The sequence below is a fragment of the Tenacibaculum sp. SDUM215027 genome (assembly GCF_050566205.1).
Lineage (GTDB): Bacteria > Bacteroidota > Bacteroidia > Flavobacteriales > Flavobacteriaceae > Polaribacter.
The window spans coordinates 208,775-222,543 of the sequence record NZ_JBNXUE010000004.1; the positions used below are offsets into that span (position 1 = coordinate 208,775).

Sequence of the window (13,769 nt, forward strand, 5' to 3'; positions counted from 1 at the left end):
AATATTATCAACTGATAATCAGTAGAGTAGAAGAGGTGTCCTTTTATAGACTCCAGTTAAAATTTTCAAAAACCACATACCAATCTTTAGGATAATCTGCTTCTATTGATAATTTTTCATTTGAATAAGGATGAGTAAACTCCAAAGAATGAGCGTGTAAAAAAAGATTTTCACAATTAAAATTATCAATAAACATTGTATTATGGTTCTTATCACCATATTTTGGATCTCCAATTAGCGGGTGACTAATTTTGTTCATATGGATTCGTAACTGATGTAATCTTCCTGTTTTAGGCAGTAACTTAACCAAACTATATCTTGATGTATCGTAAGGTTTTACAGGAATGTCTACTATTGCTGTTTTTACAGTAAACAAATGTGTTTCAGCATCTTTATGCACATTGGCATCTCTTCCTTTAACAGGAGAATCTATTACTTTAGTTTCTGGAGCATGACCTCTAACAATTCCGTAATACATTTTTTGTATTTCGTTCTTGGTAAATAATTCTTGAAACTTAGCTACAAACCCTGTTTCTTTAGCTAGTAATATAATTCCTGATGTTTTTCTATCAAGTCGGTGAACAGGATACATTTTTTGATTGAACTGTTGCTGAATTAGTTGCAACAAAGAATCTTCATCTGACACGTTTCTTGAATGGTGTGCGTGATGCACTACTACATTATTAGGTTTTGATACACAAAGAATATAATCGTCTTCGTAAAGTACATCTAACTTCATTATGCTATTCGTTTATGGGTTTTAACTTAGTAAAGTTTAATAAGAGTAAAGATAATAGTCCACATATAAAAAAGCCTATAAAAAGTGGTAGAGTAGTGGTATCAACATACTTTCCTATTAAAGTAGCAATTGGTACAGCCATAATAGTCGATACAAAACCGTTAATTGCTGCCCCAATTCCTGCAATATGCCCAACAGGTTGCATTGCTAACGCACGAAGGTTCCCAAATAAAAATCCGATTGAGAAAAACTGTAGAGCAAAGAATATTAATAATATTGCAATACTTGGATTTTCTTTTTGATAAAATAATACGATATAAATAACTGGAACTATTGAAAAAATAATTAAAAAGAATGACACGAGTTTGTGCATTCCAAATCTCATAACAAAAGAACCATTTAAGAAAGTAGCAAAACCAACAGAAGTAGCTAACCCAGCAAATATGTAAGGAAACTCATCTACTAATAAGTACTGCTCTTGAAAAATTTGTTGTGAAGCACTTAAGTAAACCATAAAAGATCCTGTAATAAAACCAGAAATTAAGGTGAAAATAGTAGCTTGTTTGTATTTTACAAACTCTTTTAATCCATCAGAAAATAAGCCAAAAGAAAATTTAACTCTGTTTTCTTTTTTTAGTGTTTCTGGTTGACGTTTCCATAACCAGAACATCACTAAAACTCCAAATATTAATTGGCTATAAAATATAGATTTCCAACCGTAAGCATCTAACATTAATTTGCCTATAGCTGGAGCTACAACAGGAACTAGAATAAATATTACTACTATAAACGACATGATTTTAGCCATATAGTTTCCACTAAAACTATCACGAACCATGGCAATACTTATAGTTCTTGGAGCAGAAAGTCCAATTCCTTGTAAAATTCTTCCAAAAACCATCATTTCAATGCTTGTAGCACTAACACAGACAAAACTAGCGATAACAAAAAGCATAAAACCTCCATAAATAACAGTTTTTCTTCCTAAACTATCAGAAACTGGTCCTGAAATTAACTGACCAAAACCTAAACCTAAAAAAATCATGGTTATTAGTAACTGACTGTCATGTGATTCTTTTTGAACACGAATACTAATTCCAATTTGTTCTAAGGCTGGGAGTAATGCATCTATTGATAAAGCGACTAATGACATTAAAGAAGCCATTAAAGCAATGAACTCTAACTTTGATTGATTATTTTTTTGCATTAGGCAAAAATACTGCCTTTATTTTGTTTTGAAGAGTGGATTAAAGTTAAAAAAAAAGGCTGTTTTTTAACAGCCTTAAACAAACAATATCATAACTTTATAAGTCTAATAAAAAAGACGCTGTCAAGAATAAAATTGTAGTAAAACAAAAAAAATGTAAAAGTGAAGGGGCCTTTTATTCTAAAACAGCGTCGTATACTATATACATCTTACAGTTTATAAAACAGCTATAACTTAAATAACCCTACTTTTTTTGTTAAAAATTTTTAAATTTTAATTTTTTCTAACAAAAACATTAGCTTTTTCACTTTATCATTTTTCTGAATAGCTAGTCTTTTCCCTTTAAACTTAAGTACTGTATTAGGAAAATCCCTTGTTAATTTTTCTTTTGTTGAAAAATCAACTTTCTCCAATTCTTGTTTAATTTTTTCAACTTCTTCAGCTTTTATAGAAAACTCATGAAGTCCTAACTTAGAAACATTTTTAAATCCTTCGTATATAACTTTACCATCTTTAAAAACATACATATCAAAAACAGGGCACTTACCTAAGCATTGTGTTTTACCATAGTATAAAAAAGCATCTTCCTTTTTGATATTTTTTGAACTAGAACATTTTACGAATGCCATAGCCATTAGTATTAAAAAAATATATCTCATAATTTCTTTTAAAAATAGTACTCTTAAAAGTTTTATGTTTTAAGAGTACCAAGTTGTTAAATTTAATACCTTCTGCACTTTGTTTTATGTGGATTTCCAAAAGAGTTGGCTTGTTTCCAGGCTCCTGGCTGTGGTAATTCAAATGTTACAGCATCTCCTTTTTTTCTAAGAGATAAATTTTTTCTTATATGATTTCTGAAGTTAACTAACTCATCTCTGTTATACATTAAAAGTATTTTTTTCTCAGCAATAGTTTTACCTTCTGGTTTTTCTTTTAATGTAGTGAAAGTGGCAAAAACTTCAGCAATATCTTCACCTGGGTTAGTTGAAGCGTATTGAGTTACATATCTTTCTTGATACTTTTGATAAAACTCTTCTTGTGCTGAAGCATCTTTTTTTGCTTCTTCATATTCGCTCCAAATGTCATTCCAGTAGTTAGAATGCAATTCGTTTATGTAAGATTTTTCAAAAGCACATCCTTCACCAGGAAAGTAATTCTTACAGTTTTCTTGAGCTACAGCTGCGTCTAATTGTGTGTTATTTAAAGTTAGGACATGCCCAAATTCATGAATTATAGTGTAAGCTAATTCACCTCCAGCGTTAAAACCTCCTTCATAAGCGTAGTTAATGGCAATTCCCATTTGCCAGTCAGACAAATCTCTTTTAATTTCAATAACAAAACCAGCACTTCCTGTAACTTCGCCATTATAAATTAAGAATTCACTCATTTTTTTAAGTTGCTCAAAAGGAACAATTTTTTTAACTAAACTCCATATTTCTTGATGTTTAGCAACATCTTTTTGATACTCTAAATCTTTACCTGTTACTTTGTAATCCAGGGTTTTGGTAATATTATCTCCAGTTACTTTGTACAACGTAATTTCACCTTCACTTCCTACAGTTTCACCACCAGTATCTTCTGAATCTCCATTTGAATCTGGAGTTGGGTCTGAAGCTTCAGTAGGAGGTACTACTATTTCTTCATCGTTGCTACATGATAAGTTTACCGTGAAAATTGATAAAACAACCAAAACAGGGATAATTATTCTTTTGATATTTCTCATACTTATAAATTTTTTAATAATTGTTAAATCTCTTTTCCGCGGATATACAAGTTAAACAGAAGTATTAAAAAATACCCTACTAAATTTATTTACTAGACTATCTAAATAATAACCTTTTTAATGATGAAAACTCAATAGTAGCAAGGGGTAAATGAAATGTAAAATTTATTAGTGTTTGAGGTTTTAAAATATACTATTTAACATAATATTAATTATAGTACAAATATATAGTAATTTCTGTATAGCCGTTTTTTTAGGCTATTTACACATAATTTTAGATATAGTGCCTTTAGGTCTATATCGTCAACAATTATGTTAAAAGAAATTACGGCTAATTAGCTTAAGAGTTTATTTGATAGCTATAATTCTCTATTATGTAAAATATCCCATAAGGTTTTAGTATTCCAAAAGAAAATTTAGAACTTGGGTCATTAAACATTCGTGCCTTTTAGATTCATTTAAAAATCGCGTATTCAATATATATTCTAGTTACTATTTAATCTCATTTAATTGTAACTATTGATATTATGTAAAATAGAATTTCAAACTATAGAACTTTCAAAAGAACTTTCAAAAGCTTTCCAAAACGTTTTATGACTTTGAAGCAAGATAATCTTCCCATATAATTTCATCCAAATCATCTATTTGACTTTCTATAAATTCAACACCATCTTTCGTTAATTTTCCAACAATTTGGAAAGGTCCCCAAGATTCTAATTTCATTAGTTTAGCAGGAACTAGATGTGAATTTTGATATTTGATTTTAAAATTATTATTATCTAAATCTTTTATTTCAAAATGGTTCTTAAGCATTGGTATATTTTCTTCATATTTATTAGATGTCGTTAACATTCCACCTAGAAAATGTCTTTCATCTTTTCCTGAATAAAAAATAATATAATGCAAACCAGCATCAAATTCGCGATTTTTTGCTTCTAGTATATCTCCTCTTTCTAACATTTGTTTTGTTCTATTAAATCTTTTTTTCTTGACTTTAGTTTTTATGATAGAAATATGACAAAATAAGGTTTAGATATATGCCTTTACACACATTCCACCTCTCTCCTATCGTCGTTTGGTAAAACGACTACAAATACTACATTAAAAATTATTTACATTTTTCTGTTTTTTTTCTTTCTCCACAAAATGTACAATATAATAATGAAAACTGGTAAAACAATAAATACAATTACTTCAATGGGGTCTGAAAAATCCATAGGTTTATTGTCATCAGGATTTTGTGTCCCTATGGGCAATTGCATATATAATAATTTATAAATAGTAAGCATCCTTTTTCTTTTAACAGATTAAACTACTTAAAGTTAGTAAATTAAATTTGTATCTACAATTGTTAACTAAAGACTATAGATTTATATAATTATTTCATTAATTTAATTGTATTACTTGGTATAAGTAACTCAAAAAAAGAAAATAAAAATGTCTCATTTACGTGACATTCTATATCTTTGTCTCATAATTGAGACATTATGAATGCAACCAAAACTAAAATTATAGCTGCTGCAATAAAAACATTCAGTAAAGACCCTAACGCATCAATGGAAGAAATAGCTGAATCTATCAATTTAAGCAGAAGAACACTTCATAGATATTTTAGCGGAAAATCAGAACTTATTGAAGAAATAATTGAGTATGCTAGTAGTCTTTGTTTACAAAAAACGAAAGAATCAATACAATCTTCTTCTGACCCAAAGACTCAACTCTATACAATGTTTCTGTGCGATATTAAAAGTGGATATCAATTTCGTTTTTTATATAGCTACAGAGAAAGTTACAAAGGAATAGAAAACGAATCTTCAGACTTTAAAGAAATGATGCAAACTTTTAGAGAGCTGTTAATTAAACTAAAAACTAATAATTCATTCAACTCAAAGCTTACCATAGATTGGATTGAGAGCCTCTATTTCTCTACAATTGATGCCGCTATAAATCTAATTCTTGAAGATGAATCAAGAACACAAGAAATTACTGAAATGGCTTGGATTTCTTATTTCAATGCTGTTAGTCAATCAAAAAAAATAAAAACAAATTAAAAAAATAAAAGATATGAATTATGAAGTCATAATTATTGGAGGTGGTCCTGCAGGAATGAGCGCTGCCTTGGTTTTAGGTAGAAGTAGAATAAAAACATTGGTGTTAAATACCGAAAACCCCAGAAATAATATAACAACACATTCACACGGATTTTTAACTCAAGATGGTATGCATCCCTCTGAAATATTCAAGATAGCTAAACAGCAGTTAACAAAGTACACATCTGTAGATTATAAAAAGGAAAAAGCGATATCGGTAAAGGGTGAAAACAGTAATTTTTCGGTTGAAACAAAACGCGATATATATTCAGCTAAAAGAGTTATTGTCGCAACAGGACATAAAGATAACATTGCAGAAGTTGGTATTGAAGGTTTAACAGAAGTCTATGGAAAATCTGTTTACCCCTGCCCTTTTTGCGATGGTTTTGAAATGGCTGGTAAAAAATTGGCAGTATTTGGAGATGCTGTAATGGGGCCAATGTTTTCAAAAACAATATCGCATTGGTCAAAAAATGTTATGGTTTTTACAAACGGTGAAAAAGTTGAGGATGAAGAATTACTATCTAACCTTACTAAAAATGGAATACAGATAGTTGAGGAAAAAATTAAAAAGCTGATATCAACTGAAGGTCAACTTACAGGTGTTGAACTTATTGATGATACAGTTATTCAAAGAGAAGGAGGTTTTTTACCAGATACGAAATCTACAGAGAGTACTGACTTCGTTAAAAAAATGAATATTTCAACTGAAATCGGTCATTTTGGAATGGAACTTTATAAAGTAGATGACAATAAAGAAACAGAAGTCAAAGGATTTTATATTATTGGTGACGCCAGAACTGGATGGAGCGGAGTTGCGTCTTCAGTTGCGGAAGGTAGTGAAGTTGCTGCTGCCATTACACATCAAATAATTGAGGAAAATTGGCAGTAATAATTAATTTATGAGTTAAAGAAGGTCTGGTAAACAGACCTTCTTTTGTGAATAATTCATTATTAAAATTTGGGTCTTAGCTCCTCTATAATTTGTGCGCTTACCCAGAATACATCTACATTTTCATAGTCTTTTGAGCCCATGTTCCTATTGAAGAAAAGGTATTTACCATCTGGTGTTACACTGGCAACCGCTTCCCAAGTTTCTGTATTAATTTTATCTCCTAAATTAATAACCTCTCCCCATGAACCATCTTGTTGTTTAAAGCTAATATAAATGTCGGAATCACCATATCCTCCTTCACGCTTGCCATCAAATATAAGATAGGACTCATCTGGTGCAATAAAGGGGTGAAAGCTTTTTCCGCTATTAATCTTCTTGCTAAGTAATTTTGGTTCTTCATACTTTCCATCCACAAATCGTGAATATCGAATATCTCCTGTAAAATCTGACTTAAACTCATCAAAAAAATAAGTTCCTTTAGCAGAAGCTGTAAGACGCATAATTGGTAAATCTTTAAAAGGAAAACCAAGGCTTTTTACTTCTGACCAGTCGCCAGATTCTGTACGTTCCTTATAACACTTGCCCAAATGCATGGTCTTACCATCTGGTGCGATAAAGGGAGTTCCTACCCTAGGAGATATAACTGACTCTTGACATTGATTATTTTTATGTTGAATTACAACAAATTCTTGTTCTTCTTCCTCACCTTCTCTGATAAAATAGAATTCTTTCAGGTCGGGTGTAAAGACACCACTAACCTCCCATCCTTCTGTGGTAACAATACCGGGAGCAAAAGGTCTAGGTGTTAAACCTGGTGGTTTCTGACCTAGGTAAGAACTTTCTGTAGTTGATTGATTACTATTTTTTGAGTTTTGTTTTTTAGTATTGCAAGCATTAAAGAATGGTATTAATACAAGCGTCATTATAAAATACAATGGTTTATTCATTGTGTAATTTTTTTAATTGTTAGCAAAAAATAGCACTACATAAATACAATTATTCGTATAATACATTGGTTAACACAATGTTAAAATCCCTGTTTTTACTATCGCTTCTAATAACGTAAGGGTATTAAATGCTTTATCTGTAATCAGCTGTTTTTCAATCGACTGAAATATTAATACTGTTTAAAACACTATTATTTTCTCTTAAAAATTCGTAAATTTATAAGGAACACTCAATTTACTTATCAAATAAGTACAATTAGGATAACAATAGTAAAAGCATTGTGTAAGGTATAGCCCTTTTCTTAAAGCATATAGTAACACATAACACTAAGAGTCATGAGTAGATTTATTATCCTTTTCAGCATTTTAGGCATATTATTACTTGCTGGAATCCGTATAATTTTTGAATATAAAAGAGCCCTTAAATTTAGGTTTGGAAAATACATTAAAACCTTAAACCCTGGGTTTAGATGGATTATTCCGTTTATAGAAACTATTCAAATTGTTGATATAAGAGTTATTACTTTTAATATAGATTCTCAAGAAGTTATGACCGAAGATAATGTGCCTTGTAGCATAGATGGAGTTGTCTTCTTTAAGATTTATGATCCTGAACGTGCGGTTTTAGAGGTCGAAGAATACAAATTTGCTATTACACAACTGGCACAAGCAGCACTTAGGGATGTTTGTGGTAAAGTTGAATTGGATACCATACTTTCAAAGCGAGAAGAGATGGGAAGGAATATTAAGGAAATTGTAGAGCTAGAAACTAAAGAATGGGGTATTGAAATAAACGATGTTAAAATAAAAGATATTCAATTACCTGAAAACATGCGTCGTATGATGGCAAATCAAGCTGAAGCGGAACGTTCTAGAAGAGCACGTATTATTCTTGCTTTGGCAGAAGAACAGGCTGCGAGAAAACTTCTTGAGGCTGGTAAACTTATAGATCAATCGCCTTCGGCTATTAAACTGCGTTTATACCAAACACTGTCTAATATTGCAGCGGAGAAAAACTCGACAATCCTATTCCCTTTTCCAGAAGAAGTATTACCTACTAAAAAAAAGAAGTCTAAATAGATTGGTTATTAGAGCTAGGTTACACTTGTCGTTAGCTAACTTTTATAATCATAAATAAAAAGCGAGAACTTGTATAATTAAGTTCTCGCTTTTTAGAGTTTAAATCTAATATAATCAGCCATATACTACTTATTGGTAACAAATATTTCTTTCAATTGCTTAATTACATTTCCGTTTCCAGTGACTGTAATTTCTCCAATTTTATCGGCTATTTTCTCCACATACTCCATTTCTTTTAACTTAAACAACATTTCGTTATCTTCCATTAATTTAGCAGTATTTAATAAGCTTCTTGTTGAAGCTGTTTCTTCTCTTCTAGTAATAATATTGGCTTGTGCTTTCTTTTGTGCTACCAATACCTGATTCATGATTTCTTTCATTTCTCCTGGTAAAATAACATCTCTAATTCCACAACCTTGTATTACTACACCTAAATTTTCAGCATTTTCTTTCGTTTCTTCAAAAACTGCTTTTGACACATCTTCTTTGTTTGCTAATAATTCATCTAATGTATAGTGTCCTACATATTTTCTTAATGCCAATTGCATGTTTACATACAATTGTTTTTCATATTCTTTATTAGCCAATAATGCTTTTTCAATATCAGTTACTTTATATTGCGTATAAAAATTAACTCTAACATTTGCTTTGTCTTTGGTTAACAATTCCTGACCTGAAACTTCTAATTGCAATTGTCTGGTATCTACTTTCGCTATTTTAATAGTTGTTTCATTTTTCCAAAACCTATACGTCCCTCCTACCAATGTTTTTTGATAGGTGTCATTCACTAACAACACAGCTTTTTCGTAGGCAGCAACTTCAAAAGTTCTAACATATTTGCTCACTTCATAATTATTGAATAAAGATGTATCTACTTTTTCAGTAATCTCAATCTTGCTTATATCTATTTTTTGAAAGGTTCTAGTAATAAATCCTTTCCAGAAAACATGTCTTCCAGCATTTAAAACTCTTTGAAAGTTGTTGTTTTCGTACATAAAAACTAACTCGTTGTCTTGTACTTCAACAGCTTCTAACATTTCTGCTAAAGTTTCGTCTTGTAACAATACTTCTAAAGCTACTGATGTATAAAAATCTTTTGTTAAATCGTATACTGCCACTGTTTGATTAAACCCTAACCAATGTGTACCTGCTTTGATTACTTTTATGTAATCTTCTTTTTTAAATACTAATCCTACTTTTCCTTGATTAATTGTTATTCTTTTCATAATCTTTTTATCTTTAATTGTTTATACGTTGTTTTCTCACCATGTAGAAATTTGTTTGTTTTTGTAAAAAGTATTGAATGTTAATGCTTATAAGCCCACGGAAATAATAAGATTGCATAGCCTTTGTATTGTTGTTTACTACATGGGGTATACTAATTAATAGTATAACTGACATACTAAAGTTCAACACATTGTTTATGTAATAATTATTATTTCAAAGTACGTTTATAAGTGTTTATTTAAAAACTCATTAAACATTCAACACTTTTGGTTCATCAGTTTTACAAGGTGATGAGCTTCCTGATGACTTTTACTCAAGTCGTGAGGTCGGACTCGAACCGACATGCCGTTAGGCTTACCATAATTACTAGAACCGAAATCCAGTGCGTTTGACCACTCCGCCATATCCTTTCGGATAGTGGGATTCGAACCCACGAATTTTAAATATCTATTGTTCTATCCGCTGAACTACATAACTTTCGTTATGGCAGGATTCGAACCTGCGTACATAGAATGAGATTATTTTTTGGTAAATAATCAAAACCTTCAAGACTAGTTGCATATACAATTCTAATACAAATACTGTAAGAATGTATACAATGGTGCTATACAGAAACACGCAACAAGACTTGCTTGATATTTTTATCTATTTATGTAAATGAACTTTTATAATCACCTCATTACACTGCTCGTTATAATGAGGCTTTTCTTAGCAATTTTTCCAGCTCTTCAAATATCTTTTTCATAATTACACTGCAAATATTACGTTGTGCTGCGCAATGTTTTTGCGTACTGAAAATTATTTTTGTTTTTTCTTACTTTTTTTCTTCTTTTTCTTAGGAAGCTTATCCTTTACTCTTTCTGTATGCTCTCTTACGGTTCGCATATAGTCTTCGTTATAGGTGTGTTTTTTAGCAACCTTTAAAGTCTGCAATGATTTTTTATACGCTTGTTTTTGTTCATATAGTTGAGCTTTTCCAATGTATAGAATTGCTTTATCGGATCCTTTTACCGTTAATGCGAAATCAATGAATCGCTCAACTTCCTCATAATCTTCATTCCATAATAACACATTGATGTAATGCGGATATACATTAAAAGCATACATATTTTCTGCTAAAGCCTCTGTATAATACAATTTTGCTTTTTCAAAATCACCTAAATGTTCTGCATAAATACGTCCCATTAAGCACAACGCTACTACATTTTTTTCTTCATAGGCCAAAGCATACGTTAATGCCTCCATTGTTTCTTCTAATTCATAAGGAAAAGCATCTAATGCTTTAAATATGTAATTGTTTGCTAATGTTTTCATCTTATTATAATTGTTTACGCAAATCGCTTTTTAATTGATTACGTGTCGTTTTAAATCTTTTTTTGTTGTTTTTAACTTTAAAATCAGTTCCTACAAATACTTTTACTGGATTTCCTCTTTCTAAGTCTAAATGGTTTTCCCATTCTTGTTTTATGGTGTTTTGTAATTGATTTATATTATGATTTGCTATCAAGGTTTTTAAACGTTGTACAGCTATTTTTTTATTTTGATACTGTGAACGACTTTCTGAAACCAATACTTGAATTCCTGTTGTGCTATGTTTTGCTCGTACAGCAGAACTTACTTTGTTTACATGCTGTCCACCAGGTCCAGAACTTCTAATTGCCTGAAACTCGATGTCTTTTTCTTGTATGGTTAACTCATTGTTATATTCCAATTCAAAACAACCAATAAACCAGTTTTTACGTTTGTGGTATTTTCTAAAGGTTGATTTTCCTATCCATTGAATAGTGCCCATCCAATCTTTTAAAAATAAAGACAGGTTATTTCCTTTTAATTGAACACTTACTGATTGTATGGTTCCATTCTCTATTCCATTTTCTTTATGAATAATGTCATACATTATCTTATGTTCTACTACAGCTTTTATAAATGCTTTCAGCACTTTTGCTACTACCCAGCAGCATTCTGAAGGTCCACGACCCGCTGTAAATTGTATTATTTTTATGTCCATTTTAATTTTCTATTCATATCATTACGAGTAAAACGAAGTAATCTGTTAATGAATAGGCAGATTACTTCATTATCTCATTTTGTTTCCTTCATCGTAATGACAATTGTTATTTTACTTATCCATTCGTACAATTTTCGGGGTAAAGGTTCCTAATACTTCTACTAATTCTTGCTGATTAGCCATTACCTTTTTGATATTTTTATACGCCATAGGAGCTTCATCTACTCCTCCTCCAATGAGCGTAACTTCATTCATTTTTAACTGATGCTTAATATCACTTTTGGTAAATTTCTCTTTACACTTTCTTCTTGAATGTTTTCTTCCTGCTCCGTGTGATGCCGATTGTAAACTCTCTTGGTTTCCTAAACCTCTAACAATGTATCCTGGTACAGTCATAGATCCCGGAATTATACCTAATGCTCCTTTATTAGCGGGTGTTGCTCCTTTTCTATGTACAATACGCTCAATTCCATTTACTTGTTCTTTCCACGCAAAATTGTGATGATTTTCAACCATAGTTAATGGTTTTACACCTAATAATTTTGCTATTCGTTTATGAATGTTATCATGGCATGCTTTTGCATAATCACCTGCTAAATTCATTGCTAACCAATATTCTTGTCCGTCATGCGTATTTAAATCTAACCATGCTAAATGTTGTACGTTTTTAGGTAACGGACATTGTTTACTGGCTAAGTAGGTATAGTGTTTTGCGATGTTTGCTCCCAATCCACGTGATCCACTATGCGTTAACAATCCCACATATTCTCCTACAGGTACATTAAATTTATTGTGCTCATCTGTTATGGTTACCTTTCCGAACTCCACAAAGTGGTTTCCACCTCCCGAGGTTCCTAATTGATTATATGCTTTTACTTTTAACCGTTTTAGTAAAGGTATATCTTGAAACTCAATACGCTCAAAAATTTCATGATCTTGCTTTTTATCATGTGTTTCATACATTCCAAACTTGGTATGTTCTTTCAATGTATTTTCTAATTGATGCTGCTTACCCTTTAAATAAGAAGCTTTCATCGGAAAAATACTCAATGCCATTCTACAGCCAATATCTACTCCTACTCCATACGGAATTACTGCATTTTCTGTAGCAAGCACGCCACCTATGGGTAATCCGTACCCTGAATGTGCATCTGGCATTAAAGCTCCTTGTACTGCTATAGGTAATTTTAAAGCATCGTATAACTGAAACTTAGCTTGTTCATCAATTTCATTTTCTCCATAAATTGAAAACGGAGCTCTTGTATTTCTTAACTGATGCATTTTAATTTCAACAGGCTTAGTTAAACCTTCAGCAACTTTACCCCAAATAGCATTTCCTTGATATTTTTCTGGATAAAGCAGTACTTGTTTCGCTTCTTCTAAAATGCGTTCTTTCTTTTCTTTTTTTCTATATCGGTTAATTTGCCCTAAGGCAATATTTATACTATTGTTTTTTGGAAAGCCTAATTTGATTAGATCTTTTCCTTTTAGTTTATTTCCCATGTTGAGACATTATAAGGTTGGGCACCAATTTTCTAATTAGTGCTTTGTATCAATATTTTTCTCTTTGCTTCGGAAATTGAAAACTATACGGAAATGTGCAGCATAAAAAAATCCGAAACGTTATTGAGGCTTCGGATTTTTCATCTATAAATTCTTGTTATCTCTATGTATGAAGAAAATCGCGAAGCATGTGTACAAAAGAACCTGGTTCTTTTATTGTACTTATGTTTAATTGATATTTGAACATGTTTACTTCGTTTTTAAAAATTATTATTTTGTTGTTTAGTATGTTTATACTTTAACTGTTCTCGGTATAAAAATTACTGGTGCAAAGATGTGAGCCTTTTTTG

The 13,769-nt window shown here is 31.0% G+C and carries 13 protein-coding genes; 3 read left to right on the plus strand and 10 right to left on the minus strand.

Annotated elements, in window-relative coordinates:
• Nucleotides 1–43: 43 nt before the first annotated feature.
• The 5 genes from ACQYZ7_RS10970 to ACQYZ7_RS10990 form a co-directional block, all read right to left on the minus strand.
• Complete coding sequence (locus ACQYZ7_RS10970) at nt 44–739, minus strand: pseudouridine synthase (RefSeq protein ID WP_430729788.1); 696 nt, start codon at nt 737–739, stop codon at nt 44–46.
• Between the two features lie 4 nt (nt 740–743).
• A complete protein-coding gene (locus ACQYZ7_RS10975; protein ID WP_430729789.1) occupies nt 744–1,946 on the minus strand; it encodes a multidrug effflux MFS transporter in 1,203 nt (400 codons plus the stop codon).
• A gap of 266 nt (nt 1,947–2,212) precedes the next feature.
• Nucleotides 2,213–2,575: a DUF6438 domain-containing protein gene (locus ACQYZ7_RS10980; RefSeq protein WP_430729790.1), complete on the minus strand. Its 363-nt coding sequence runs from the start codon at nt 2,573–2,575 to the stop codon at nt 2,213–2,215.
• A gap of 92 nt (nt 2,576–2,667) precedes the next feature.
• Entirely contained in the window at nt 2,668–3,669 is a 1,002-nt protein-coding gene (locus ACQYZ7_RS10985; protein ID WP_430729791.1) for a hypothetical protein, read from the minus strand.
• Between the two features lie 591 nt (nt 3,670–4,260).
• Nucleotides 4,261–4,629, minus strand: a complete 369-nt coding sequence (locus ACQYZ7_RS10990; protein WP_430729792.1) for a hypothetical protein — start codon at nt 4,627–4,629, stop codon at nt 4,261–4,263.
• Between the two features lie 527 nt (nt 4,630–5,156).
• Here ACQYZ7_RS10990 and ACQYZ7_RS10995 point away from each other — a divergent pair.
• Together ACQYZ7_RS10995 and ACQYZ7_RS11000 are read left to right on the plus strand one after the other, a co-directional pair.
• On the plus strand, nt 5,157–5,720 hold the full coding sequence (locus tag ACQYZ7_RS10995; protein ID WP_430729793.1) for a TetR/AcrR family transcriptional regulator: 564 nt from the start codon (nt 5,157–5,159) through the stop codon (nt 5,718–5,720).
• A 13-nt stretch (nt 5,721–5,733) separates the two neighbouring features.
• On the plus strand, nt 5,734–6,651 hold the full coding sequence (locus ACQYZ7_RS11000; protein WP_430729794.1) for an NAD(P)/FAD-dependent oxidoreductase: 918 nt from the start codon (nt 5,734–5,736) through the stop codon (nt 6,649–6,651).
• A 62-nt stretch (nt 6,652–6,713) separates the two neighbouring features.
• Here ACQYZ7_RS11000 and ACQYZ7_RS11005 read toward each other — a convergent pair whose 3' ends face one another.
• Nucleotides 6,714–7,601: a hypothetical protein gene (locus ACQYZ7_RS11005; protein ID WP_430729795.1), complete on the minus strand. Its 888-nt coding sequence runs from the start codon at nt 7,599–7,601 to the stop codon at nt 6,714–6,716.
• A 336-nt stretch (nt 7,602–7,937) separates the two neighbouring features.
• On the opposite strand from ACQYZ7_RS11005, the gene ACQYZ7_RS11010 reads away from it, so the two are divergent.
• Nucleotides 7,938–8,681, plus strand: a complete 744-nt coding sequence (locus ACQYZ7_RS11010) for a slipin family protein (RefSeq protein ID WP_430729796.1) — start codon at nt 7,938–7,940, stop codon at nt 8,679–8,681.
• Nucleotides 8,682–8,806: 125 nt separating this feature from the next.
• On the opposite strand, the gene ACQYZ7_RS11015 is transcribed toward ACQYZ7_RS11010, so the two are convergent.
• The 4 genes from ACQYZ7_RS11015 to ACQYZ7_RS11030 form a co-directional block, all read right to left on the minus strand.
• Nucleotides 8,807–9,907, minus strand: a complete 1,101-nt coding sequence (locus ACQYZ7_RS11015; RefSeq protein WP_430729797.1) for a slipin family protein — start codon at nt 9,905–9,907, stop codon at nt 8,807–8,809.
• Nucleotides 9,908–10,706: 799 nt separating this feature from the next.
• Complete coding sequence (locus ACQYZ7_RS11020) at nt 10,707–11,222, minus strand: tetratricopeptide repeat protein (RefSeq protein ID WP_430729798.1); 516 nt, start codon at nt 11,220–11,222, stop codon at nt 10,707–10,709.
• Nucleotides 11,223–11,226: 4 nt separating this feature from the next.
• Nucleotides 11,227–11,916, minus strand: coding sequence for a peptide chain release factor H (gene prfH, locus ACQYZ7_RS11025; RefSeq protein ID WP_430729799.1), 690 nt, complete (start codon nt 11,914–11,916; stop codon nt 11,227–11,229).
• Nucleotides 11,917–12,027: 111 nt separating this feature from the next.
• Entirely contained in the window at nt 12,028–13,419 is a 1,392-nt protein-coding gene (locus ACQYZ7_RS11030) for an RtcB family protein (RefSeq protein ID WP_430729800.1), read from the minus strand.
• Nucleotides 13,420–13,769 lie beyond the last annotated feature (350 nt).